The sequence below is a fragment of the Qipengyuania sp. YIM B01966 genome, assembly GCF_016461955.1.
Classification (GTDB): Bacteria; Pseudomonadota; Alphaproteobacteria; order Sphingomonadales; family Sphingomonadaceae; genus QFOP01.
Window position 1 is genome coordinate 1 of sequence record NZ_JADMNM010000012.1, and the last position, 22,562, is coordinate 22,562.

General features: G+C 67.8%; 24 protein-coding genes, 1 tRNA gene and 1 pseudogene. 17 read left to right on the plus strand and 9 right to left on the minus strand.

Features of this window, described 5'->3' with window-relative positions; translation table 11 throughout:
* The 3 genes from ILT46_RS11130 to ILT46_RS11140 form a co-directional block, all read left to right on the plus strand.
* Window positions 1-386, plus strand: a 386-nt coding sequence (locus ILT46_RS11130; protein ID WP_199504724.1) for a TonB family protein, incomplete at its 5' end; no start/stop codon positions are given.
* A gap of 52 nt (window positions 387-438) precedes the next feature.
* Window positions 439-1,485: a mannose-1-phosphate guanylyltransferase gene (locus tag ILT46_RS11135; RefSeq protein WP_199504725.1), complete on the plus strand. Its 1,047-nt coding sequence runs from the start codon at window positions 439-441 to the stop codon at window positions 1,483-1,485.
* Window positions 1,482-2,273: a class I mannose-6-phosphate isomerase gene (locus ILT46_RS11140; protein WP_199504726.1), complete on the plus strand. Its 792-nt coding sequence runs from the start codon at window positions 1,482-1,484 to the stop codon at window positions 2,271-2,273. The genes ILT46_RS11135 and ILT46_RS11140 overlap by 4 nt, the downstream gene beginning before the upstream one ends.
* Window positions 2,274-2,278: 5 nt before the next feature.
* Here ILT46_RS11140 and ILT46_RS11145 read toward each other — a convergent pair whose 3' ends face one another.
* The 3 genes from ILT46_RS11145 to ILT46_RS11155 are packed head-to-tail and all read right to left on the minus strand — an operon-like array spanning window position 2,279 to window position 4,573.
* Entirely contained in the window at window positions 2,279-2,581 is a 303-nt protein-coding gene (locus ILT46_RS11145; protein ID WP_199504727.1) for a polyhydroxyalkanoic acid system family protein, read from the minus strand.
* Window positions 2,581-3,357, minus strand: a complete 777-nt coding sequence (locus ILT46_RS11150) for a hypothetical protein (RefSeq protein WP_199504728.1) — start codon at window positions 3,355-3,357, stop codon at window positions 2,581-2,583. The genes ILT46_RS11145 and ILT46_RS11150 overlap by 1 nt, the downstream gene beginning before the upstream one ends.
* 4 nt (window positions 3,358-3,361) lie before the next feature.
* The gene (locus ILT46_RS11155; RefSeq protein WP_199504729.1) at window positions 3,362-4,573 is read right to left on the minus strand and encodes a toxic anion resistance protein; all 1,212 of its coding nucleotides are present in this window, start codon (window positions 4,571-4,573) and stop codon (window positions 3,362-3,364) included.
* A 130-nt stretch (window positions 4,574-4,703) separates the two neighbouring features.
* Between ILT46_RS11155 and ILT46_RS11160 the strand changes: the two genes are divergently transcribed.
* Window positions 4,704-6,212: a TIGR00341 family protein gene (locus ILT46_RS11160; RefSeq protein ID WP_199504730.1), complete on the plus strand. Its 1,509-nt coding sequence runs from the start codon at window positions 4,704-4,706 to the stop codon at window positions 6,210-6,212.
* Window positions 6,213-6,281: 69 nt separating this feature from the next.
* Here ILT46_RS11160 and ILT46_RS11165 read toward each other — a convergent pair whose 3' ends face one another.
* On the minus strand, window positions 6,282-8,033 hold the full coding sequence (locus tag ILT46_RS11165; protein WP_199504731.1) for a fatty acyl-AMP ligase: 1,752 nt from the start codon (window positions 8,031-8,033) through the stop codon (window positions 6,282-6,284).
* A gap of 192 nt (window positions 8,034-8,225) precedes the next feature.
* On the opposite strand from ILT46_RS11165, the gene ILT46_RS11170 reads away from it, so the two are divergent.
* The 4 genes and pseudogenes from ILT46_RS11170 to ILT46_RS12195 all read left to right on the plus strand — a co-directional run.
* Window positions 8,226-8,774 carry a regulatory protein RecX gene (locus tag ILT46_RS11170; RefSeq protein ID WP_233397214.1) on the plus strand — a complete coding sequence of 183 codons (549 nt, stop codon included), beginning with the start codon at window positions 8,226-8,228 and terminating at the stop codon, window positions 8,772-8,774.
* The gene (locus ILT46_RS11175; protein ID WP_199504733.1) at window positions 8,774-9,271 is read left to right on the plus strand and encodes a DUF192 domain-containing protein; all 498 of its coding nucleotides are present in this window, start codon (window positions 8,774-8,776) and stop codon (window positions 9,269-9,271) included. Before ILT46_RS11170 ends, ILT46_RS11175 begins: the two co-directional genes overlap by 1 nt.
* Before the next feature lie 81 nt (window positions 9,272-9,352).
* Window positions 9,353-9,751, plus strand: a complete 399-nt coding sequence (locus ILT46_RS11180) for an NADH:ubiquinone oxidoreductase subunit NDUFA12 (protein ID WP_199504734.1) — start codon at window positions 9,353-9,355, stop codon at window positions 9,749-9,751.
* A gap of 179 nt (window positions 9,752-9,930) precedes the next feature.
* Window positions 9,931-10,176, plus strand: a pseudogene (locus tag ILT46_RS12195) (DUF2155 domain-containing protein); the annotation flags it as partial.
* 35 nt (window positions 10,177-10,211) lie between these two features.
* Here ILT46_RS12195 and aat read toward each other — a convergent pair.
* Window positions 10,212-10,958 carry a leucyl/phenylalanyl-tRNA--protein transferase gene (aat, locus tag ILT46_RS11190; protein WP_199504735.1) on the minus strand — a complete coding sequence of 249 codons (747 nt, stop codon included), beginning with the start codon at window positions 10,956-10,958 and terminating at the stop codon, window positions 10,212-10,214.
* Between the two features lie 103 nt (window positions 10,959-11,061).
* Between aat and ILT46_RS11195 the strand changes: the two genes are divergently transcribed.
* From ILT46_RS11195 to nusG, 4 genes are all read left to right on the plus strand, one after another.
* A tRNA-Trp gene (locus ILT46_RS11195) sits at window positions 11,062-11,137 on the plus strand.
* A 51-nt stretch (window positions 11,138-11,188) separates the two neighbouring features.
* Window positions 11,189-11,380: a hypothetical protein gene (locus tag ILT46_RS11200; protein ID WP_199504771.1), complete on the plus strand. Its 192-nt coding sequence runs from the start codon at window positions 11,189-11,191 to the stop codon at window positions 11,378-11,380.
* Window positions 11,381-11,568: 188 nt separating this feature from the next.
* Window positions 11,569-11,775: a preprotein translocase subunit SecE gene (gene secE, locus ILT46_RS11205; RefSeq protein ID WP_199504736.1), complete on the plus strand. Its 207-nt coding sequence runs from the start codon at window positions 11,569-11,571 to the stop codon at window positions 11,773-11,775.
* A gap of 34 nt (window positions 11,776-11,809) precedes the next feature.
* Window positions 11,810-12,346 carry a transcription termination/antitermination protein NusG gene (nusG, locus tag ILT46_RS11210; RefSeq protein ID WP_199504737.1) on the plus strand — a complete coding sequence of 179 codons (537 nt, stop codon included), beginning with the start codon at window positions 11,810-11,812 and terminating at the stop codon, window positions 12,344-12,346.
* A gap of 76 nt (window positions 12,347-12,422) precedes the next feature.
* On the opposite strand, the gene ILT46_RS11215 is transcribed toward nusG, so the two are convergent.
* A complete protein-coding gene (locus tag ILT46_RS11215; RefSeq protein ID WP_199504738.1) occupies window positions 12,423-12,953 on the minus strand; it encodes a pyridoxamine 5'-phosphate oxidase family protein in 531 nt (176 codons plus the stop codon).
* Between the two features lie 231 nt (window positions 12,954-13,184).
* On the opposite strand from ILT46_RS11215, the gene rplK reads away from it, so the two are divergent.
* On the plus strand, window positions 13,185-13,616 hold the full coding sequence (gene rplK / locus ILT46_RS11220; protein ID WP_199504739.1) for a 50S ribosomal protein L11: 432 nt from the start codon (window positions 13,185-13,187) through the stop codon (window positions 13,614-13,616).
* Window positions 13,617-13,620: 4 nt separating this feature from the next.
* Window positions 13,621-14,319, plus strand: a complete 699-nt coding sequence (gene rplA, locus ILT46_RS11225; protein ID WP_199504740.1) for a 50S ribosomal protein L1 — start codon at window positions 13,621-13,623, stop codon at window positions 14,317-14,319.
* Between the two features lie 93 nt (window positions 14,320-14,412).
* Here the strand turns inward: rplA and ILT46_RS11230 are convergent, their stop codons facing one another.
* Genes ILT46_RS11230 through ILT46_RS11240 form a run of 3 tightly spaced genes read right to left on the minus strand, consistent with a single transcriptional unit; the run spans window position 14,413 to window position 17,268 of the window.
* Window positions 14,413-14,925, minus strand: a complete 513-nt coding sequence (locus ILT46_RS11230) for an MgtC/SapB family protein (RefSeq protein WP_233397215.1) — start codon at window positions 14,923-14,925, stop codon at window positions 14,413-14,415.
* A gap of 36 nt (window positions 14,926-14,961) precedes the next feature.
* Window positions 14,962-15,729: a competence/damage-inducible protein A gene (locus tag ILT46_RS11235; RefSeq protein ID WP_199504741.1), complete on the minus strand. Its 768-nt coding sequence runs from the start codon at window positions 15,727-15,729 to the stop codon at window positions 14,962-14,964.
* A gap of 39 nt (window positions 15,730-15,768) precedes the next feature.
* Complete coding sequence (locus ILT46_RS11240; protein ID WP_199504742.1) at window positions 15,769-17,268, minus strand: flavin-containing monooxygenase; 1,500 nt, start codon at window positions 17,266-17,268, stop codon at window positions 15,769-15,771.
* A gap of 143 nt (window positions 17,269-17,411) precedes the next feature.
* Here ILT46_RS11240 and ILT46_RS11245 point away from each other — a divergent pair, with 143 nt between their 5' ends.
* From ILT46_RS11245 to ILT46_RS11255, 3 genes are all read left to right on the plus strand, one after another.
* On the plus strand, window positions 17,412-19,394 hold the full coding sequence (locus ILT46_RS11245) for a TonB-dependent receptor (RefSeq protein WP_233397216.1): 1,983 nt from the start codon (window positions 17,412-17,414) through the stop codon (window positions 19,392-19,394).
* A 40-nt stretch (window positions 19,395-19,434) separates the two neighbouring features.
* Window positions 19,435-19,842: a hypothetical protein gene (locus ILT46_RS11250; protein WP_199504744.1), complete on the plus strand. Its 408-nt coding sequence runs from the start codon at window positions 19,435-19,437 to the stop codon at window positions 19,840-19,842.
* A gap of 266 nt (window positions 19,843-20,108) precedes the next feature.
* Window positions 20,109-22,037, plus strand: a complete 1,929-nt coding sequence (locus ILT46_RS11255; protein ID WP_199504745.1) for a TonB-dependent receptor domain-containing protein — start codon at window positions 20,109-20,111, stop codon at window positions 22,035-22,037.
* Window positions 22,038-22,562 lie beyond the last annotated feature (525 nt).

Here is a 22,562-nt window from a genome sequence, read left to right on the forward strand (position 1 = left end):
GCACGGGTGCCGCCGGCGCCGGCAGCGGCACGGGCGCGGGCGGGCAGGGCAGCGGCGCTGGCGGCGGGGGCACGGGCGCGGGCGGCGGCGGTGTGGCCGTGCGTCCCTCGGTCCGTTCGGGCGAGCTTAACACCGCGGCCGATTTTCCGACCCCGCCGGGCGGGCGGCAGACCCGGTTCGGCAAATCGGTCACCGTATCCTTCACCGTTACCACCGACGGCCGGGCGAAGGATTGCAGCGTCGCGCGCAGCGAAGTCGATGCGGAAGCGACCGCGCGGGTGTGCCCGCTGGTGATGCAGAAGATCCGCTTCAACCCGGCCAAGACCGCAGACGGCACCCCGGTCGAGACGCGCTATGGCTATCGCGTCGATTTCCGGCCCGGCTGATGCGGGCGGGCCGGGTAACCGCTTGGCAAAGCCTCGCTGCTAGGGCCGGCCGGTGACTGATACGCGCATCCATCCGGTGATCCTGTGCGGCGGCAGCGGCACGCGGCTGTGGCCGGCAAGCACGCCGGCGCGGCCCAAGCCGTTCCTGCCGCTGCTGGGCGAGAGCAGCCTGTTCCAACAGACGCTGGCGCGCACGGCAGACCCGGCGCTGTTCGCCCCGCCGTTGGTGGTCGCGGGCGGGGCGCACGTCGGGCTGATCGAAGAGCGGTGGGGAGCGGGGGAAGCGGACGCGCGGATCGCGGTCGAGCCTGCCGCCCGCAACACCGCGCCCGCCATCGCGCTGGCGGCCGCGCTGCTACCGGCCGAAGCAGTCATGCTGGTCTGCCCGAGCGATCACCATATCGCCGACCAGGTCGCCTTTCGCGCCGCGACAATCCGCGCGGCAGGCCTGGCGCGCGAGGGCTGGCTGGTCGCCTTCGGGATAACGCCTGACCGCGCGGAAACCGGTTACGGCTATCTCAAGCGCGGGACGCCGTTGGGGGAAGGCGCTTGGCGGATCGACCAGTTCGTCGAAAAGCCCGACCAGGCCCGCGCCGAGGCCTTTCTGGCCGACGGGCAGTATGACTGGAATGGCGGGCTGTTCGCCTTCACCGCTGGCGCGTTCATGGCAGAACTTGGCCGCCAGCGCCCGGAGATGGCCGCGCTGGTGGCCGAAGCGGTCGCCGCCGGACAGCAGAAGGGGGCGCTGTTCCACCCCGCGCCCGCGCCATTTGCCGCCATCACCGGGGAATCGGTCGATTATGCGGTGATGGAGGGCGCGGGCCACGCCGCGATGGTCCCGGCGGCAATGGGCTGGTCCGACATCGGCAGCTGGCGCGCGCTCCACGAGGCGCGCGGTAGCGACGCAGCGGGGAATTACGTCGCCGGGCGGGCCGATCTGGCCGACAGCCGCAATGTCATGGTCGATAGCGACGGGCCGCGCGTTTCGGTTGTCGGGCTGGACAATGTGATCGTGGTGGTGCGCGGGGGCGAGGTACTGGTCACCTCGGCCGAGGGGGCGCAGGCGGTCGGCCGCTTGCCGGGGGCGCGCGGGGAATGACCGGCGCATTGCTGCTGCCGCCCGACCCCCGCGTCGCGCCATGGGGCCGCACCGCGCCGCCCGCCCCCTTCGTCGCGCCGGTGGGCGAGCGGCTGGGCGAGGTCTGGTTCGCGCCGCCGCCGCCGCTGGATCATCTGCTCGCCAAGCTGCTGTTCACCTCGGAAAAGCTCTCGGTGCAGGTGCATCCGCCCGACCATGCCGCGCCCGCTGGAGAGCGCGGCAAGGACGAATGCTGGCTGGTGCTGGCGGCCGAACCAGGCGCGCGGCTGGGCGTGGGGCTGGTCGACGAGGTCGAGCAGAATACGCTCCGGCAGGCGGCGCTCGACGGCAGTGTCGAACAGCTCCTTGCCTGGCATGAGGCGCAGCCGGGCGATTTCCTGTATCTCCCTGCCGGCACCATCCACGCGATCGGGCCCGGGCTGGTGCTGGCGGAAATCCAGCAAGCGAGCGATGTGACCTATCGCTTCTATGATTATGGGCGCGGGCGGCCGCTGCACCTCGATGCGGCGCTGGGCGTGGCGATCCGCCGACCGCATCCCGCCGCGCTGCGCCGCCACGTCGCCAAGGAAGCCGATCTGCGCCTTGTCGATGGCCCGCACTTCATCCTCGACCATCTGGGCAGCGGAGGGGCGGCGATTGCCGGGCCGGCGCTGGTGATGGTGCTGGCAGGAACGCTGGCGGCGGGCAATATCTGCGCTGCCGCCGGACAGGTGCTAATGCTGCAGGACGGCGCTCTCGCCAAAGCCGGCGCCGAGGCAAGGTTGCTGGTCGTGCGCAGCGCCGCCTGAGGCGCTCAGCTCTTGGTGATGAGCTTTTGACCCTGTTGTTCGATCGCGCCGCGCAGCATCGGTTCGACGAAGGACAGCGCCGGCGGCAGATCGACCTGAAACACCACCTGATTGTCCTCGATATCGACATGACCGCGCACGACCTGGCCCATCGCGTTGATAACCATCGCCATCCGGTCCTCGGTCGGCCAGCTGGTCTGGACATCGGCCATCCCGCCTGGAATGTTATCGGCGATCTTGTGGCTGCGGGTCCGCATCCGCTCGCGCACGGTGTCCTTGTCGAGGTTGTGGGGAATCGGCACGCGCATCAGTGTGTATCCTTGGCAGGGGGCGACAGAGCGGGGGCGCCGTCGCCCCCTTCGCCATAGCGGTAATCGAGATAGCGGCCGCGCACGGCAAGATCGTCCAGCGCGCCATCGGCCAGTTGCCGGGTGACGTGGTCGATCTCGCGCGAAATCTTGCCCAGCCCTTCGGTGATCTGCTGGTCGGGCGAACTGCCCGCACGCGTCTCGCTGCGCAGATGGGCGGGCACCTTGCGGTAGGAATCGATCATCTGCGGAAGGTGCTCGCCCACCAGCGCGCGCACCTCGCGCGCCGCGGGATGGTTCTGGTCGATCGTCTCGAGCTGGAGACCCAGCGCATCTAGCTGCACGCCCATATCGCTGACGATCTTGGCCGCCGGGGCCGGCAGCGCGGGCCGCTGCGCTTCGAGCCACAGTTCGGTGCGGCCGACCATTTGCTGGACGTCGCCTTTGTTGAGGTCGGCGCGCGCGGGCACCTTCATTCGCGGATAGACCGAGAACACCGCGATCGCGAAAATCAGGGTCAGCACGGTCAGTACGATGCCGCCAAAGCCGATCCCGTTCAGCACCGTCCCCGCCACGATCGCGCCGATCAGGATCGCCCCGATAGCCAGCAGGATGCGCTTGAGCTTGGCCGCATAATGGCGTGCCTTCAGCTTGGCGCTCTGGTTGCCGATCGACGTGCCGCGCGCGCGGCGGTGGCGGCCGCCGGCGCGGTTGTCGGCCACCAGCGCGCGCGCCTCGCCGATCACGCGGTCGCTGTCACGGGAGAGGTCGGCCACCGGCTCAGCGGCCTTCGATGGTCAACAGCGCGCTTTCCTCGACTCGCGCCTGTGCCTGCGCCTGCCCTTCGGCGCGGGCGATATAGCCCTTCGACTTCTCGACCTCGGCCGACAGGGTGGTGACCGTCTGCTTCATCGAATCGAGCGCGCGCAGCTTGAAGCTGTCGACCTCGTCCATCGTGTCGTAGATATTCTGGAACGCGCGCTGCAGCGTTTCCAAGGGGATCGTGCTGGCGGCGGCCTGTTCGTGGATCTTGCCGGTCTGGTCGCGCAGCATGGTGCTGGTCGAATCGATGATCCCGGCGGTGGTCGAATTGAGCGCGGTGATCTGGTTCAGCACCAGCCGCTGATTGGTCATCGCCTCGGCCACCGTCACCGCCGTCCGCAGCGCGCCGACCGTGGTGGTGCTGGCGCGGTCCACGCCCTTGACCAGTTCGATATTGTTCTTCTTCACCAGGTCGAGCGCGAGATAGCCCTGCACGCTGACCGCCATCTGCGTCAGCAGATCCTGTGTGCGCTGGCGGACGTAGAACAGCGCGGTTTCGCGGATCGTCTTGGCCTTGGCCGGGTCGGTCGCGTCGAGTTCGAGCGCCTTTTCCTCGAGCTTGGTGTCGAGCGCGCGGCTGATATGGATCATCTGCTCGAGATTACCCATCGCCTCCCACAGCTTCTGCCGCTCGACGTCGATCGCGGCATTGTCCATCAGCAGCTCGTCCTTGCCGCTGGCGAGATTGCCGAGGATCGACTGGATGTGCGTCTGCGCGCTCTGATAGCTGCGGAAGTAGGTGTTGAGCTTGTTGCCGAAGGGGATGATGCCGAGGATCTTGCGCGGCGTAGTGAGCTTGCCGCGCTTGCCCGGGTCGAGGTCTTCGACCACGCGGCGCAGTTCGGAAAGGTTGGCGCCGACGCCCTGATCCTTGTCCATCGCCCGCACCGGCCGGTCGAGAAAGCGGTTCGACATTTGCGAGGCGGCGGCGATTTCCTTGCGCCCCATATGGGTCAGCTGATCGACCTTGCGGCCGAATTCGGGCGAATTGGTATCCTGCGCCAGCAGATCGGCCACGAAACTATCGACCTTCTCGTCGAGCTTGGAGCGGACCTCGTCCGCCACGGGGACCAGCCCGGCGGCCTTTTCGGGCGCGACCGTCGGCACCGGATCGGGCGGGGTCAGCGTCAGTTCCAGGTCGGTCGCGGTGGTCGTCTGCGTGGTGGCCATCAGCTATCCCCTTGCTCGTGAAACTGTATTAGGTGCGCAGGGCACCGCTTTCAAGCGCAACGCGCGGGAGACTTGGCGCGGAGCAGGGGGCGGCGTAAAGGCGCCAGCCGAACGAGGCGAAGGGGCGGCCATGACCAGTGAAAGTACGCGCGGGCCAGTCCCTTTCTCCATTCGCGAGTTGAGCGAATGGTGGCGCACCTCGGTCATCGGGACGGTGAACCAGGAAGGTATCGTCGAACTGCGCCGCGAAGATGCCGATCCGTCGGCACGCTTCGTGTTCATGACGCTGATGTCGGCGGGCATCGCAATCCTTGGCCTCATCCTGTCTTCGCCAGCGGTGGTCATCGGGGCAATGCTGATCGCGCCGTTGATGGGCCCGATCATCGGGCTCGGCTTTGCCATGGCGACGGGCGATTATGTCTGGCTCCGCAAGTGCGCCCGCTCCATCGCCGTCGGGGCGCTGCTTGGGGTCGCGTTCTGTGCGCTGATCGTGTGGCTTTCACCGCTCAAGACGGTCACCAGCGAAATTGCCGCGCGGACCCGGCCAAACCTGTTCGATTTGCTGGTAGCGCTGTTTTCGGGAATGGCGGGTGCATACGCACTGATCCGCGGGCGCGAAGGGGCGGTGGTCGGGGTGGCGATCGCTACGGCGCTGATGCCGCCGCTGGCGGTTGTCGGGTTCGGGCTGGCGACGCTCAACTGGACGGTGTTTTCGGGCGCGCTGCTGCTGTTCGTCACCAACCTTGTGGCGATCGCACTGACCGCGGCGGTGATGGCGCGGCTGTACGGGTTCACGACCGCTCTATCCGAACGGCAGTCGCGCGCGCAGAATGCGCTTATCGTAATTGCACTGCTCGCGCTGGCGGTGCCGCTCGGCATCGCATTGCGCCAGATCGCCTGGGAATCGCAGGCCTCGCGCACGATCGAGAGCACCTTGATGGAGCGGTTCGGTAACAAGTCGCGTCTGTCGGGGTTCGACGTCCAGTACGACACCGATCCGGTCGCCATATCCGCGACCGTGCTGACTCCGCAATTGCAGCCCGGGGCGGAAAGCGAGGCCGAGCAGGGACTGGCGGCAAAGCTGGGCCGGGCGGTCGATCTGTCGCTCACCCAGTATCAGGTGGGAACATCGGCCAGCGCGGCCGAGGCGGCGCAACTGGCCGAGGCACGCAGCACCGAGCGTTCGGCCGCAGATGCACGGCAATTGGCCAAGGCGCTGGCACTCGTCGCCGGGGTGGAGGAGAGCGAGGTGCTGGTCGATCCGGCGCAGCGGCGCGCGGTGGCGCGCGCGCAAGCGATACCCGGCGCGGGGCTGGCGACCTATCGCGCGCTTGAACAGCGGGTGGTGGCGCAACTGGGCGAGCGGGGCGAAGGCTGGCGGATAGAGCTGGTGCCGCCGCCGGCCGCCTTGCCGGCGATCGCATTCGACGGCGCGGAGCCCAGCGAAGCGGGCTCCGAAGCGCTCGCGCTCATAGCTTGGGCCGGTACCCGCACCGGTTTGCCGGTGGTGCTGAGCGGCGGAACCCCGGCGACGCGGCAGCGCGCCCTCGAACGGCTGGGGGAAACGGGCGTGGCCGCCTCAGGCGAGGCCGGTGGGGCGCAAATGCAGGCCCGCTGGGCTACCCCGGCGGCAATGTAGGAAAGCGTCTGTACGGGGCTTGAAACGGCCCTGCTTGCGTTTTGTTGGATAGCGCTCTTGCGCCGCCCTTCAGGCGGCGAGATCGATCGGGACCAGCTCCCCGCCGAGATACATCCGTTTCGCCTTGGCGCGGCTCAGCTTGCCGCTGCTGGTGCGCGGCAGGGTGCGCGGCGGGACCAGTTCGACCACGCAGTTCATCCCGGTGATCGAGCGCACCTTGTCGCGGATCTGTTCGCGCAGTTTTAGCCGCTCCTCGGGGTCGGAAACGCGGCAATGGACCAGCACCGCCGGCGCTTCCTCGCCCGTCTCCGTCTCGACCGAGAAGGCCGCGATATCGCCGTGGTTGAAGCCGGGCAGCTGTTCCACCGCCCATTCGATGTCCTGCGGCCAGTGGTTCTTGCCGTTGATGATGATCATGTCCTTCGCCCGGCCGACGATGAACAGATAGCCCTTGGCCATGTAGCCCATGTCGCCCGTATCGAGCCAGGCTCCCTTGCCGTCTTCACTTGGCACCAGCGCCGCGTCGGTCGCTTCCTGATTGCGGAAATAGGAGTGCATCACGCTGGGCCCGCGGCACCAGACCTTGCCGATCTGGTGGTCGCCGCGCGCGGCGCCGTCCTCGGCCCGGACCTCGACCTCCATGTCCTTGACCGGCTTGCCGCAATTGACGATCGCGCGGTAGCGCGCCGGCCGGCTGAGATCGCGCGGGGTGCCCGACAGGCGCTCTTCCTCGACCAGCTCGGCGCGGATCCCTTCGCCCGGCGGCATCACGGTGACGGCCAGCGTCGCTTCGGCGAGGCCGTAGCTGGGGGTGAAGGCGCGCGCCTTGAATCCCGCATCGGCAAAGGCATTGACGAAGCACTGCATCACGTCGGGGCGGATCATGTCGGCCCCGTTGCCCGCAGTGCGCCAGCGCGACAGGTCGAACCGTTCGGCGACATTGCTCTGGCTCGAAATCCGCCGCGCGCAGATGTCATACCCGAAGGTCGGCGAGTACGAGAGCGTGGCGCCCTGATTGCGGCTGATCAAATCGAGCCAGGCCAGCGGGCGGCGGGCGAAATGTTCGGTCTTGAGATAGTCGACCGACATCTGGTTGGCGATCGGCGACAGGAAGCAGCCGACCAGGCCCATATCGTGATACCAGGGCAGCCAGCTGACCACGCGCTCATTGTCGCCCACATCCATCGCATGGGCATGGCCGGCAAGGTTGTTGAGCAGCGCCTCGTGCGTCACCACCACGCCCGTCGGGAAGCGGGTCGAGCCGCTGGAATATTGCAGGTAGCAGATATCGTCGGGCGCCGGCGCCGGGAATGTGCGCAGCGTCGTCTCGCGCTGGCCGAAGCTTTCCCAATCCACCCCTTCGCAGCCCTGCCGCTCGGCCGCGGCCTGCGCCATCGCGCCGATTTCCGCCGGGTAGATCAGCAGCTTGGGATCAGAACTGGCGAGCTGGACCGCCAATTGGTCGACATAGGAATCCTTGCCGCCAAAGGTGGTCGGCAGCGGCAGCGGCACCGGCCAGATCCCGGCATAGACCGCGCCGCAGAACAGGGCGGCGAATTCGGGGCCGGTCTCGGCCACCAGCGCCAGCCGGTCGCCGCGTTCAAGGCCGGCATCGGTCAGCCGCGCAGCCATTGCCAGCGCATCCTCGCGCAGCCGCGCATAGGGGTAGACCCCCGCTAACTGGCCCCGCGCATCGTTGAAATTGAGCCCTTTTTCCGAGCGCGCGGCATAATCCATCGCTTCGGTGAAGGTGGCGAAATCCGCGCGCCGGCGCGGCAGCGCGCAATCATTCGGCGTCGGCAGCAAATCGGCGTCAGTCATATGGTTGTAGCAAGTTCCGTGCATGATGCGCCGGGCGGCGCATGGCTTGGCTCTCCCCCGGCAGGCGCGCCGGATTATCGGCGCCACCCGCAGAAACTTTCCCATTCGGCAGAGAGTGTGGCACCATTATGGCCGATGACGGGGTACGGCAATAGGGCGCGGCGGCGCGAACGGGGCGAGCGCCGGCCACCAATGCCGCTCGATCAGCGGCGGCTGGAAGAGCTGGCGCTGACCTATGTCGCGCGCTTTGCCACCTCCTCGGGCAAGCTGACCGCCTATCTCGCGCGCAAGCTGCGCGAACGCGGCTGGGCCGAGGATGCCGGCCCGCCGCCCGACCTTGCCGCGCTCGCTGCCCGCTATGCCGAGATCGGCTATCTCGACGATGCCGCTTATGCGCGCAGCAAGGGCGAGGGGCTGCTGCGGCGCGGCTATGGCGCGCGGCGGGTCGATCAGGCGCTGATTGGCGCGGGCATTGGCGAAACCCTGCGCGCCGAAGTGGCGCCTGACGAGGCCGCCCGGCGCTCGGCGGTGGTCGCGCTCGCCCGGCGGCGGCGGTTTGGCCCGTTTGGCGAGCTGGCCAATGATCCGGCGCGGCGCGACAAGCAGCTCGCCGCCATGCTGCGCGCCGGGCATGGCTTTGCCGACGCACGTCATGTATTGGATGCGCCATCGGCCGAGGCGCTCGACGAATGGGTGGGCGAAGGCGCCGAGGATGGGCCGCAGCGCGGGGAGTGGGATTGATGGGGTGGTTGAGGCTAATGATCGCGGGCGCGGCCGGGCTGACGCTCGCCGCCTGCTCGCCGCAAGCAGCGACGCAATCGTCACCAGCGCCGGCAACCAGCTTGGCGGCGACGCACGCCGTCTCGGGCCTGCCGGTCATCCCGCTGACCATAACCAGCGCCGGTGGGCGCGCCCATGCGTTCCGGGTGGAAGTCGCCGCGAGCCCGCAGGAGCAGGCGCGCGGGCTGATGTTCCGCACCGCGCTGGGTCCCGATGAGGGGATGATCTTCCCCTATCGCACGCCGGGCCAGCTCAGCTTCTGGATGAAGAACACCCCGCTCCCGCTCGATATCATCTTCATCGCCGAAGGCGGGCGGATCGCCAATATCGCCGCCATTACCGTGCCCTATTCGCGCGACCCGGTACTGTCCGAAGGCGCGGCCATCGCGGTGCTGGAGATTCCCGGCGGGCGCGCGGCGCAGCTCGGCATTCGCGCGGGCGACCGGGTCGCCTGGTAGCGCGCGGTTTCACGCGTTTCGCGCACTGTGGTTGGCGCTTCGCGCTTGGCGCTGCGCGCGCGATGCGCTAACCGCGCGGCCATGTCATTCCTCGGCAAGATTTTCACCTGGTGGGACGGGGCCACGATCGGCACCCTCCTCCACAGCCGCCGGCACGGCGAGCAGGTCGGCACCGACGCTTCGGGCAACCGCTATTTCCGCAGCCGCAAGCCCGGCCCCGACGGGCGCGAACGGCGCTGGGTGATCTATCAGGGCGCCAACGATGCCAGCCGCGTGCCGGCCGAATGGCATGGCTGGCTGCACGGCGCCGGCACCGATGTGCCCGAGAGCAATCTCCCGCCGCCGCGCATCTGGGAGGTCGATTACACCCCCAACGTCACCGGCACGCCTTCGGCCTATCGCCCGCTAGGCGCGCTCGAACGCGGCGGGCAGCGCGCCCGCGCCACCGGCGATTACGAAGCCTGGTCGCCGGACGCCTGACCATGCGGCGGCGCCCCGCTCTGCTTGCCGGTGCGCTGGCGACGCTGGCCGGTTGTTCGGGCCGCGAGGCGCCCGAACCGCGCCCGACCTCGACCGAGGTGCCCGCGGCTTTGCGCACGGCAGCACCGCGCGCGGCGAGCACGCCCGCCGCCGGAGCGACCGAACAGCCGGGCACCCCGATGGCCGAGCGCGAAGCGGTGCTCGGCCTGCTCAACAAGCGCAACAACCTGTCGCAGGACCTGGTGATCAAGCCGGGTGAACAGCGCCGCGTGGGCGACGTCGTCCTCCGCCTCGCCGCCTGCGAGCGGACCGCGCCGTGGGAGATGCCGCGCGAGACCGGCGCGTTCGTGCAGGTGTTTGTGAGGAAGCCGGGCAGCGCCGAGGACGCCAATTGGCCGCGGGTGTTTTCCGGCTGGCTGTTCAAGAATTCGCCCAGCCTCAACGTGGTCGAACACCCGATTTATGACGTCTGGGTCAAGGACTGCAAAATGCGCTTCCCGGGCGAGGAGGATGCACCAGCGCCGGCAGCATCGGGCGACGCAGGGGATGAGCGAGCTAAGCCATCGCCGCGCCCCGCCAGCTCGCCAAAAGCCTCGGCCAGCGAACAGGCCGGCGGAGCCGAGCGGGCGACGTCCAGCAACGAGACGTAATCAGCCTGCGCCAGCTCGATCGCGCCGAGCGTCGCCAGATGCGCGGTCATGAATTGGCAGTCGAGCAGGGTGAAACCTGCCCGCCGCAGCGCCGCCACGAGCCAGGCGAGCGCGACCTTTGAGGCATTGTCGGCCCGCGCAAACATCGATTCGCCGCAAAATACCCGGTCGAACGCGACACCATAAAGCCCGCCGACCAGCCGCTCGCCGTCCCAGCATTCGACCGAATGGGCGTGCCCGGCGGCGTGCAGCAGGCGATAGGACGCGGCGATGCGCTGGCTGATCCAGCTTTCCGCGTGGTCGGCGCGCGGCGAGGCGCACGCGGCGATGACTCCGTCGAAATCCTCGTCAAGCGTCACGCGGTAGCGATCCTGCCGGATAGCCTTGGCCAGCGAGCGCGAAGGGCGAAAGCGGTCGAGCGGGATGATCGCCCGGCGCTTGGGTTCGACCCAGAAAATGTCGGGGTCGTCGCGCGCGTCGCTCATCGGGAAGATGCCGAGGCGATACGCTTGCAGCAGCAGGTCGGGCGCGATCGGCGGGGGGTGGGAACCGTGCATGGTACCAGCCTGCTAGCACCCGGCGCGCCCGCTGCCGAGCGCCGCGTGCGGTGCAACCGCCTTGCCAAGCGGGCGGTGCGCTTCTAGATGCGCCTTCGCCTGGAGGAGTGTAGCTCAGCTGGTAGAGCATCGGTCTCCAAAACCGAGGGCCGCGGGTTCGAATCCTGCCACTCCTGCCAGGTGCCGCTCTCGGAACATTGCGACGGATTGAGCGTTATCCACGACGGACGGTGATTGCCCCGTTCGTGATGGAGCGTGCCATGTCGAGCTATTCCTTCCGCAGCAGCACACCTGACCGCTGGGCCTCGCCGCGCCCTTATTCCGACCCGTCGCTGCGGATGCGCCAGTTCGGCCGCATTCAGCCGATGGAACAGCAGAACCGCTGGGACCGGCTGGTCGAACGCCTAATCGGCCGGGCCTGAACCTGTCGGTGCCGCCGGGCGGCAAGGCGCCGCGCTACCGCTTGCTTGATTTTGCCGCACTCGCCGCCTAGATGCGGCGCTGTCTTCCGACATCGGAAACCTTATCAGCCCCTCCCGGCCTCGGCCGGGGCGGCGATAGGCCCTATCCGGCAGGCGGCACTGAAGCGATTCGAGCAGGCGAGAGGCACATGGCCGACAGCGATACCAAGACCAGTCCCGGCGAATTCATCCGCCAGGTCCGCAGCGAAGGGCGCAAGGTCGTCTGGCCGACGCGGCAGGAAACGGTCACCACGGCGATCTTCGTCGCCATCCTGATGGTACTGCTGTCCGTCTTTTTCCTTGGCATCGACACGCTGTTCGGCGCGGTCATGCAATGGCTGCTGTCGCTGGCCTGAGCGGCCCTCACCTCACCCGAATACAGGATCATCCATGGCCCGCTGGTACATCATCCACGCCTATTCCGGCTTCGAGAACAAGGTGCGCGATTCGATCATCGCCGAAGCCGAGCGGCTCGGCCTGTCGGATGCGGTCGAAGCGGTCGAAGTGCCGACCGAAACCGTCACCGAGGTCAAGCGCGGCAAAAAGGTGCAGACAGAACGCAAGTTCATGCCCGGCTATGTGCTCGCCAAGCTGACCCTGACCGACGATGTGTATCACCTGGTGAAGAATACCCCCAAGGTCACCGGCTTCCTCGGTTCGGGCCAGAAGCCGCAGCCGATCTCGGAACGCGAGGCCGCGCGGTATTTCGGCGGGGTGGAAGAGGCCAAGGCCGCGCCCAAGAAGCACGTCAATGTCGATTACGAAATCGGCGACAGCGTCAAGGTGCTCGACGGCCCGTTCGCCAGCTTCAACGGGGTGGTCGAAGAGCTCGATTTCGACAAGCAGAAGGTCAAGGTCAGCGTGTCGATCTTCGGCCGTGCAACGCCGGTCGAACTCGATTTCGAACAGGTCGAACTGGTCAAGTAAACGCGCTTATTTAAGCGCACAAAAAAGGCGCCGCCCCCTTTCCGGGAGCGGCGCCTTTTCGTTGCCAGAGCGGTCCTTACAGAGCGACTTCGGCGCGATCTTCCGGGTTTAATTGGCCGGCATCCTTGCCGATCAGCTTGTAGGCCGCCGCCTTCAAAAATCCGCTTGTGTCCGACCGCCACAGATCGGCGCTCTCGGTGTCAAAGCGGATCAGCAGCAGGTTGGGGTCTTCCTTGCCGTCCTTGTAATACATCGCCGCAAAGGGCGACCACAGGCGTTCGATCGTGGCGCGATCGTTATGGGCCACCAGCCGGCCATTGATCGACGCAAAGATCCCATGATCCTTCGACTGGAACGAGGCAATGGCCCGGTCGCTGCCGGCGCCCAGAGCCGCGCCAACGCCCTCGTTCTTCGAAGCGAAGAAATAGATCGTTCCGCCATCGCCCTTGTCGGCCCCGTCGGGCTGATCCACCTGCGCCGTCATCGGGCGGGTCGCGCCATCTTCATGGCCTTGAACGCCGAGCATCAGCGTCCTGTCGGAAATGAGGGCCTTCCAGAAATCGCGCTTCAGTTCGGCGTCATCTTCATGGTGGTCGTGATGGCTCATGCGTTCTCTCCATGTGTGTTACCGAGACAATCGCCCTTGGCGGCCGATGTTCCCCTCGGCGGCGCACAGCTTGCAATTCGTGCCCGTTTCGGTATGGGCCCCGCTTCCCACCGAAAGAGGGAACCCATGCGGGAGGGCGGGGCCAATCGCCTCCGCCCGCCAGACCGCTAACCATGAGCGTGCGTTGCCGGCCTGCCGGCGCGGGCGCGACAGTGAGAAAGGAGGCCAGCAATGGCCAAGAAGATCGACGGCTACATCAAGCTGCAGGTGCCCGCGGGCGCCGCCAATCCGTCACCCCCGATCGGCCCGGCGCTGGGCCAGCGCGGCGTCAACATCATGGAATTCTGCAAGGCGTTCAACGCCGCCACGCAGGACCTTGAAAAGAGCGCGCCGATCCCGACGGTCATCACCGTCTATGCCGACCGTTCGTTCAGCTTTGTCACCAAGACTCCGCCGGCGAGCTTTCTTTTGAAGAAAGCCGCCAAGCTGTCGTCGGGTTCGAAGGAGCCGGGCAAGGTGTCGGCCGGTTCGGTCAGCCGCGCGCAGGTGCGTGAAATCGCCGAAACCAAGATGGCTGATCTCAACGCCAACGACATCGATCAGGCGATGAAGATCATCGAAGGCAGCGCCCGTTCGATGGGCCTCGAAGTGGTGGAGGGCTGACACAATGGCACACGTTTCCAAGAAGGCGAAGGCCCTCAATGAACGGCTCGATGCCGAAGCCTTTTACGGCTTTGACGAGGCGCTGACTTTGTTGCGCGACATCGCCAGCAAGAAGTTCGACGAAACCGTCGAGGTTGCGATGAACTTGGGCGTTGATCCGCGTCATGCCGACCAGATGGTCCGCGGGATGGTTTCGCTGCCGTCGGGCACCGGCAAGACCGCCCGCGTCGCGGTGTTCGCGCGCGGCGACAATGCCGAAAAGGCGCTCGCCGCCGGGGCCGACAAGGTCGGCGCCGAGGACCTGATGGAAGACATGCAGGCCGGCAATCTCGATTACGACCGCGTCATTGCCACGCCCGACATGATGGGCGTCGTCGGCCGGCTGGGCAAGGTGCTCGGCCCCAAGGGGCTGATGCCGAACCCGAAGCTAGGCACGGTGACCCCGAATGTCGAACAGGCGGTCAAGGATGCCAAGGGCGGCCAGGTCGAATTCCGCGTCGAGAAGCAGGGCATCATCCATTCGGGCATCGGCAAGCTGTCGTTCTCGGACGATGCGCTGAAGGCCAATTTCAAGGCGCTGACCGACGCTGTGGTCAAGGCCAAGCCGAGCGGGGCCAAGGGCAAATATGTCCGCAAGATCTCGCTCACCAGCACGATGGGCCCGGGCCTCAAGCTCGACACCGCCGAGGTCGAAGGCGCTTAATCTGGTTGCGCCTCAAACGGACCTGACAGTCCGGTGGGGCGAGTCAAACGCACGGGCCGGGAGGAGCAATCCTTCCGGCCTTTTGCTTATGCCTTATCCGTCCGCCTGATCGGGGTCGTTCGCTTCGTCGGCGCCTTGATCGAGACCGTTTTTCTGCTGCGCCACCACATCGCCGCGATGGCTGGAAAGCGGCGAGATCACGAACAGCGTGATCGCCGTCAGCGCCGCCAGCGTCACCGCCACGTCCAGCGCGCCAAGCCCGACCGCCACGCCGATTGCCCCCGTCACCCACAGGCTCGCCGCCGTGGCCGTGCCGAGGACCGAGGTGCCATGCTTGAGGATCGCCCCGCCGCCAATAAAGCCGACGCCGGTGATGAGGCCCTCGAGCACGCCAGTCATGACCTCGCCCTCGTCCAGGGCGAAACTTTCGGCTGCCTGGACAAAGCCGCAACTGGCCACCGCCACGAGCGGGAAAGTGCGCAGACCTGCACTACGATCTTCGCGTTCACGGTTCCAACCGATCGGCAGTGCGAGCAGAAACGCGATTATCAGCGCGACAAAATGCGGCAGGATATCGAACGCTTGCATCCCGGGTAATTCGATCATCGCGCGTTCCTTCTGCCCGAAGCGGGCGAAGCGCTGTCAGATGCCGCCGGGGGTAAAATCCCAGCCGGCTTCGGCCAGCCCAGCCGATAGACTGTCAACGCAGGCCGCCAGTTCCCCGGCATCGGTCGAACGGATCACAAAATTGGCCCCGACCCGCCCTTCGCGGAAGAACGGATAGGAGCCGATCTGGCATTGTTCGTGCGCCCGCTCGACCGTGCGCAGCAGATCGGCGACTTCGCTTTCAGGGATGAACCCGCCCAGCGTTTCGCTGAGCAGCGGCGCACCGCCTTCAAGCTGGCCGGTCAGCGCGTCGAGCATCCCGGCGGTGATATGCGGCACGCCGGCCATCAGGAACAGATTGCCCAGCCGGATGCCCGGCGCGCCCGACATCCGGTTGGGGATGAGCTCCGCCCCCTCGGGCACCCGCGCCATCCGCAACCGGCCTTCGTTAAGCCCGCCCTTGTCCGCGTAATAGCGCTCGAGGATCGCGCGCGCCTGGGGATGGATGACCACCGGCACGCCCAGCGCCTCGGCCACGGCATCGACGGTGATGTCGTCATGCGTCGGCCCGATCCCGCCGGTGGTGAAAACGTAATCGTTCTCGGCCCGCAGCGCGTCGAGCGCCGCGATGATACGGGCGGCGACATCGGCCACCACGCGCACCTCGGCGAGGCGGATACCCTGCACCTGCAGCCAGCTCGCCACCTGGGCGATGTTCTTGTCATGCGTGCGGCCCGAAAGGATTTCGTCGCCGATGACGATCAGTGCGGCGGTCCAGATGCGCGGAGGGGCGGGGCTGACCATGCGCCGGCGGTAGGGGAAAGCGGACCTGTGGCCAAGCGCCTACTCGGCCGCCTGCAACTCATGGCCCGCCTCGGTCCCGCGCCGCGCATGGCGCAGGTCAAGGATCCCGTCCTCCACCGGGTCATCGGCCATGCGCCGCCGGTCGGCGACATATTCCTGATTGAGCCGCCAGGGATAGTTCACCGCGCTCCTGGGCATGATTGCCTTGGCCCGCTGGATGTAGCCGGAGGAGAAATCAAAGATGTCGTCATCCTCCAAGATCACATCGTCGGGCAGCACGGGCACCGCGATCTCGGCGTGCTGGCGCTCCATCGTGTTGAGCACGCGGCAGACATAGTCCGAATTGATATCGGCGCGCAGCGTCCAGCTGGCATTGAGATAGCCGAACACCACCGCGAGGTTCGGGATGTTCGAGAACATGCAGCCCTTGTAATAATAATGCTGCGTCAGATCGATCGGCTGGCCGCCGCAGGATAGCGCGATCTTGCCCGCCGCCGCCAGCTTGAGGCCGGTAGCGGTGACGATGATATCGGCCGGCAGTATGCTGCCATTGTCGAGTTCGATGCCGTCCTCGACGAACCGGTTGATCTTGGCCGTGACCACGCTCGCTTTGCCGCCGCGGATGGCGCGGAACAGATCGTCATCGGGGACCAGGCACAGCCGCTGGTCCCAAGGGCCATAGGGCGGCGTGAACGCCTGCTGGTCGTATTTGTCACCCAGCGCGCGCTTGATCTTCCTGGTCAGATAATCCGCCACCTTCTGTGGCTGGCTGCGCGCGCGCTTGAAGCTCAAGTCCTGCAGGCGGATATTCTTCCACCGGGTCAGCCGGTAGGCGGTTTCCTCGGGCAATATCTTGCGCAGGAAATTGGCGATCCCGTCTTTGGCCGGGCGCGAGAACATCCAGGTCGGCGTACGCTGCAACATGGTAACGTGCGCGGCCTTGTCGGCCATCGAGGGGACGATCGTCACCGCCGTCGCTCCCGAGCCGATCACCACAACGCGCTTGCCCGCATAGTCGAGATCGTCGGGCCAGAATTGCGGGTGGATCACCTGCCCGGCAAAGCTGCCAAACTCAAAGCCAGGGTCATAGGCCTCGTCATAATCGTAATAGCCTGCGCCCAGATACAACCAGTTGGCGGTCGCCTGATGGCGCGCGCCATCCTCCCCTTCCATTTCGAGATGCCAGCGCGCCACGTCCTCGCGCCAGTCGGCGCTCAGCACCTTGCGGCCGAAGGTGATGTGACGGCGGATATCGCGCTCATCGACGATGCGATTGAGGTAATCCAGAATCGCCGGCGCGTCGGCGATCGATTTTTCATGCTTCCACGGTTCGAAATTGAACCCAAGCGTGTGCATGTCGCTGTCCGAACGGATGCCGGGATAACGGAACAGGTCCCATGTCCCGCCCAGATCGGCGCGGCGTTCGACGATGGCATAGGTCCGGGTCGGGCAATGCATTTCGAGATGCGCGGCCATGCCGATGCCGGAAATCCCGGCGCCAACGATCAGCACGTCGAAATCGGGGGCGGTTGCCAGCATCGCGTCTCTCCTTGCGGGCGAGGCTAAATCATGTGGCGGTCCTTGGCCAGACCCGTTGCAGATCAGGACCGGTTCCCTTGTCGGTGATGGCCCGCTACGGCTGAGCGATGCGCGCCTTGCCAACCATTCTCGGCGGCCTCGCTATGGCTGCAACCCCTTCGCTCGTGGCTGCGCAGGGCGCTCCGTCCCCGGACGAATCGCCGGTAATCGTGGTCACCGGACAGCCGCTGGCTGATCCGCCGGCTGAGCCGGCCTATGGCGTGCAAACCCTCGACCGCGCGCGCATCGTGGCAGCCGCCAGCGGGCGGCTCGAAAACGTTCTGGCCGATGCCGGGGTGACGCAGTTCCGCCGTTCGGACAGTCGCGCGGCCAATCCGACCGCACAAGGGATGAGCCTGCGCGCGCTGGGCGGCAATGCGTCGAGCCGGGCGCTGGTAACGCTCGACGGGGTGCCGATGAACGACCCGTTCTTCGGCCATGTCCCGTTCCCCGCGCTCGACCCGCAGCGGATCGGCACCGTGCGGGTGCGGCGCGGTGGCGGGGCGGGGCCGTTCGGCGCCGGCGCGCTCGCCGGGGTGATCGAGCTTGCCAGCCTGACCCCGCAACAGGCCGGCAGCGCGCGGGCGGCGCTGGCGATCAACGATCGCGGCGAGAGCGAGGCCAGCGGGGGGATCGCCGGCGCCCTGGGCACTGGCTGGGCCGCACTCGACCTGCGGCACGATCGCGGGGACGGGTTCTGGACCACGCCAGCGGCCGAGCGAGTCGCCGCCAGCGTGCCGGCGCGGTTTAGTGCATGGTCTGGGCAGGCGCGGGCGCTGGTGCCGCTCGCGCCCGAGGTGGAATTGCAGGCCCGCATCGCCGCGTTTGACGACCGCCGCACGCTCCGCTTTGCCGGGGCCGACAGCGCCGCGAGCGGGCAGGATGCGAGCTTGCGGCTGGTCGCATCGCGGCGCTGGCAGGTCGAGGCGCTGGCTTATGTTCAGGCGCGCGATTTCGCCAATCGGGTGATCAGCGCCACCCGCTTTACCCCGGTGCTCGATCAGGGGGCGACCCCGGCGACAGGGCTGGGCGGCAAGCTCGAACTGCGCCCGCCACTGGGGGAAAGGCAGATGCTGCGGCTGGGGGTCGATTACCGGCAGGCGAGCGGCTTCGTACGCGAAACGGCCTTCAACGCCGCCACCGGCCGGATCACCGCGCGCCGCCGCGCCGGCGGGCAGGTGGCGGATCTTGGCCTCTACGCCGAGCATGACGCACGCCTTGGCCCGGTGCTGCTGACCGGCGGGGTGCGGCTCGATCGCGGGCGGATCAGCGACGGGTTCTTTGAGGAACGGGCCAGCGACGGGGCAGTGCAGCGCGCCGTGGATTTTGCCGACCGCGCCGACTGGCAGCTGGGCTGGCGCGGCGGGGCCAGATGGCAGGCGGGCCCGGCGCTGGCGCTGCGCGCGGCCGCCTATCGCGGGTTTCGCCAGCCGACGCTCAACGAATTATACCGCCCGTTCGCGGTGTTTCCGGTGCTGACAGAGGCCAATGCGACGCTCGAGAACGAGGTGCTGCGCGGGATCGAGGCCGGGCTTGACTGGCGGCCGGCTGCGGGCGTCGAAATGACGCTGACCGCGTTCGACAGCCGCCTGAACGGCGCGATCGCCAATCTCCCCATTGGCCCCAATCTGCGCCGCCGCGAGAACTTGCCGGCGATCCGCGCGCGCGGCGTGGAAGCGGTGGTAGCGGCTACGCGCGGGGTATGGCGGCTGGACGCGGCCGGATATTACGCCGCCGCTCGAATCGTGGGCGAGGGCGCCTCCGCCGCGCTGGATGGCAATCGCCCGGCTCAGTCACCCCGCTTCACCAGCGCGCTGACGCTGGCCTGGCAGCCCGACGACAGGCGCCGCCTGTCGTTGCGCCTGCACCATGTTTCCGCGCAATACGAGGCCGATGACGAGGCCGACCGTCTGCCGCCCGCCACCCTGCTCGACGCCTTTGCCCGCTGGCCGCTGATGCGCGATCTGGCGCTGGTCGCGCGGGCGGAAAACCTGACCGATGCCCGCATCGTCACTCGCCGGGTCGGCAACAGCACCGATCTGGGCGCACCGCGCACATTCTGGCTCGGCCTCGCTTTCTCCCGCTGAGAGGGGTGCGGCGCACCGCGACCCGCGCCAAAGGCCGGCGGTGACCGCGCTCCGCCAGACCATGCACCGCTATGCCGCCCTGTGGCTGGCGCTGGCGGCGCTTGCGCTTGCGCTTCGCGCGCTGATCCCGGCTGGGATGATGGTCCGCAGCGACAGTCTGACTCTGACGTTGAGCATCTGTTCGGATGCCTCAGGCGGGATGAGGCTGGCGCAGCTGACCATTCCGCGCGAGCACGTCCCCGCCCTGCAGGAGAGCGCGGCGAACGGGCATTGCGCGTTTGCCGGGCTGGGCAGCCCCGCACTAGCCCCGCCGCCCCCGCTGGCGCCCCTGCTGCCTGCTCCCGCGCCGCTCGTTTTGGCGGCCGCCGCACTGCTTGCTTCGCAAGCCCCGGGCGCTCCGGCCCATGCCTGGCCGCCGCCAACCGCACCGCCCCTCGCTGACAGGTAAGCCAAACCCGCCCGCGTGAGCACACGCTCGCGCGGCCCCGCCTGTCTCCTTTGCGAGGGATCGCATCACCATGCCCAAGACCCCGTTCCGCCGCCGCGGCGCGGCGATCATCACTGCCGCCCTGCCAGCCGCTGCGCTGGCCCACCCTGCGCGGGCCGAGCACACCCCGCCGCCCCCCTCCCACGCCGCTCGCCGACACCATCCTCGTCACCGCGCGCCCGGCCGCCGCCACGACCGACACGCTGTCAGCGCCGCGCCCGATTGCATTGCCCGCCGATGCCGCCACGATCGCCGCGCGCGCGCCCGGCGGGGCGGCGGCGATCAACGGGCCGCTCTCGGGCCAACTGTCCTATCGCGGGCTGGCGGGCGAAAGGGTGGCAGGCCGCATCAACGGCCAGAGCTTCGCCACCGGCGGTCCCAACGCGATGGACCCGCCGCTGCATTATGCGCCGGCCGTGCTGGTCGAATCGCTGACCATTGTACGCGGCGTTGCCCCTGTGGCCGATGGGCCGGCGCTCGCCGGAGCGGTCGATGCGCGGCTGCTCCATGCGCGGTTCACCGATAGCAGCGAGGCCGGGGCGCACGGCGCGGCCGCGATCCATGCGCGATCAGCCAACAGCTCCTTTGCCGTGGGCGGGCTCGCCGGCTTGGCGACCAATCGCTGGCGGCTGGGCGTGATCGCCAGCCGCGAGGAGGGCGAGGATTACCGCTTCCCCGGTGGACGCGCCGGCGACACCGCCTACCGCCGGGCGCTGATGGGCGTCGAAGGCGGCTTCCGCGCCGGCCCGGGCGAGGCGTTCATCGAATATCGCCGCAGCGAGACCGACCCCAGTGGCAACCCGCCTTACGCGCTCGACATTGTCTATTTCGATACCGACTTCCTGCAGGCCGGCTTTGGGGGCGAGATCGCACCGGCGGCGCGGCTTGATCTGCGAATGGGCCATGTCGCGGTGCGGCACCTGATGGACGATATCACCGTCCGCCGCCCGGTGGCCACGCCCGCCAGCGCGCGGGCGACCTACGCCGATGCCGACAGCTTCACCGCCGAGGCGCGGCTGCGGCTGGGCACACCAGCGCGGCACCTGCTGGTCGGGGCCGACGCGCAGTGGGCTGACCGCTTCGTGCGCATCACCCACCCCGCCAACGCCGCCTTCTTCATCGATTCGCAGCCCGATATGAATGGCCGCAGGGCGGGCGCCTTTGTGCAGGCCCGCACGGCGCTGGGCGGCTGGGCGGTCGAAGCCGGGCTGCGCCTCGACCGCACCCGCCAGAGCGCCGGCCTGCCGCAGCTGGGGGCAGCCGTGCCGGCCATGCCGCGGATGCTTGCTGCCGCCTACGCAGCCTCGGCGCGCGCGGCCGAGGATACGATATGGGACGCCGTGCTCAAGCTGTGGGCCGAGGACGCGGCCTTTGCGCCGCGCCTGACGCTGGCGCGCAAGACCCGCGTGCCCAGCGTGCTCGAACGCTTCGCCTGGCTGCCGACCGAGGCGAGCTATGGCCTGGCTGATGGCAATATCTATCTCGGCAATCAGGCGCTGCGCCCGGAAACCGCGTGGATCGCGGAGGCCGGGTTCGATTGGACCACGCGGGCCCTCACGCTGCGCCCGACCGCATTCTATCGCCGGGTGGAGGATTACATCCAGGGCACGCCCTATGACGGCACGCCCGGCGTGCTTGACAGCGCGTCCGAACGCGTCGCCGCGATGAGCGGCGATGCCACCCCGCTGATGTTCCGCAACGTCTCGGCCGAGCTGTATGGCCTCGATCTCGATTTCACCGCCCGGCCGCTGGGCGTGCTGGTGGTCGAGGGGACGGCCAGTTTCGTGCGCGGGAAACGGCGCGACATTGATGATGATCTCTACCGCGTCGCCCCGGCCAATCTGCGCGTTGCCGCCGCGCGGGAGGGGCCGCGCTGGGTCGTCGGCGCCGAATTGCTCGCCGCTGCGGCGCAGAACAACGTGTCGGCCACCAATGGCGAAAGCGTCAGCGAAGGCTATGCGGTGCTCGGCCTGTTTGGGCAGCTGTGGCTGACGCGCGGGCTGGAGCTGGCGGGGGGTATCGAGAACCTGACGAACCGGCTCTACCGCCCGCACCTCGCGGGCCGCAACCGGGTGCCCGGATCGGATGTCGCGGTAGGCGAGCGCCTCCCCGGTGCGGCCCGCGGCGGCTGGGTGCGGCTGACGGCGGCGATCTGACGCGCTGTCCTACACCGCGCTGGGCGGGCATGGTGGCGCCATGCCGCAAGCCCGCCCCTATGCGCTCTCATCCACCGGACAGCCGCTCACCATGACCCAGCAACGGAAGGTGACACACGACACCGCAAAACGCGCGAAAGCCCCTACGATACCGCCGGGAAAGCGCTCTTGCAGGAGTTTCGGAATACCCCCGTTTCATTGTCACCTTCTCGGCAGCTTGCAGCGAAGCGTAGGTGTCAGCGATGATCAGGGATGATGGCGGAGACGGAGGGATCCACATTTAACGGGTAACCATCTGAAATCAATTCACTCAACCGCGGCGCATCTCAAAATTTACCCCAAATCATACCCCCAAAAATTCGCTTATGGTTCTTCCCGTCCATCCTACCGATCCGAGCCGTCGCACTTCGTCGCCAGACAATCGCGGCAAGCGTTCAAGGCGGCAATGACCTGTCGCGCCTAGGCTTACAATGTGGCAACCCTCCGGTAGCATTCTCGCAAAAGTAATCTGCGTCCGGTTCTGAC

Bases quoted from the DNA above. Each gene is read 5' to 3' on its own strand.
- ILT46_RS11140 (WP_199504726.1), top strand. From the start codon at position 1,482: ATGACCGGCGCATTGCTGCTGCCGCCCGACCCCCGCGTCGCGCCATGG.
- ILT46_RS11145 (WP_199504727.1), bottom strand. From the start codon at position 2,581: ATGCGCGTGCCGATTCCCCACAACCTCGACAAGGACACCGTGCGCGAG.
- ILT46_RS11155 (WP_199504729.1), bottom strand. From the start codon at position 4,573: ATGGCCACCACGCAGACGACCACCGCGACCGACCTGGAACTGACGCTG.
- ILT46_RS11160 (WP_199504730.1), top strand. From the start codon at position 4,704: ATGACCAGTGAAAGTACGCGCGGGCCAGTCCCTTTCTCCATTCGCGAG.
- ILT46_RS11165 (WP_199504731.1), bottom strand. From the start codon at position 8,033: ATGACTGACGCCGATTTGCTGCCGACGCCGAATGATTGCGCGCTGCCG.
- ILT46_RS11170 (WP_233397214.1), top strand. From the start codon at position 8,226: ATGCCGCTCGATCAGCGGCGGCTGGAAGAGCTGGCGCTGACCTATGTC.
- ILT46_RS11175 (WP_199504733.1), top strand. From the start codon at position 8,774: ATGGGGTGGTTGAGGCTAATGATCGCGGGCGCGGCCGGGCTGACGCTC.
- ILT46_RS11180 (WP_199504734.1), top strand. From the start codon at position 9,353: ATGTCATTCCTCGGCAAGATTTTCACCTGGTGGGACGGGGCCACGATC.
- aat (WP_199504735.1), bottom strand. From the start codon at position 10,958: ATGCACGGTTCCCACCCCCCGCCGATCGCGCCCGACCTGCTGCTGCAA.
- secE (WP_199504736.1), top strand. From the start codon at position 11,569: ATGGCCGACAGCGATACCAAGACCAGTCCCGGCGAATTCATCCGCCAG.
- nusG (WP_199504737.1), top strand. From the start codon at position 11,810: ATGGCCCGCTGGTACATCATCCACGCCTATTCCGGCTTCGAGAACAAG.
- ILT46_RS11215 (WP_199504738.1), bottom strand. From the start codon at position 12,953: ATGAGCCATCACGACCACCATGAAGATGACGCCGAACTGAAGCGCGAT.
- rplK (WP_199504739.1), top strand. From the start codon at position 13,185: ATGGCCAAGAAGATCGACGGCTACATCAAGCTGCAGGTGCCCGCGGGC.
- rplA (WP_199504740.1), top strand. From the start codon at position 13,621: ATGGCACACGTTTCCAAGAAGGCGAAGGCCCTCAATGAACGGCTCGAT.
- ILT46_RS11230 (WP_233397215.1), bottom strand. From the start codon at position 14,925: ATGATCGAATTACCCGGGATGCAAGCGTTCGATATCCTGCCGCATTTT.
- ILT46_RS11235 (WP_199504741.1), bottom strand. From the start codon at position 15,729: ATGGTCAGCCCCGCCCCTCCGCGCATCTGGACCGCCGCACTGATCGTC.
- ILT46_RS11240 (WP_199504742.1), bottom strand. From the start codon at position 17,268: ATGCTGGCAACCGCCCCCGATTTCGACGTGCTGATCGTTGGCGCCGGG.
- ILT46_RS11245 (WP_233397216.1), top strand. From the start codon at position 17,412: ATGGCTGCAACCCCTTCGCTCGTGGCTGCGCAGGGCGCTCCGTCCCCG.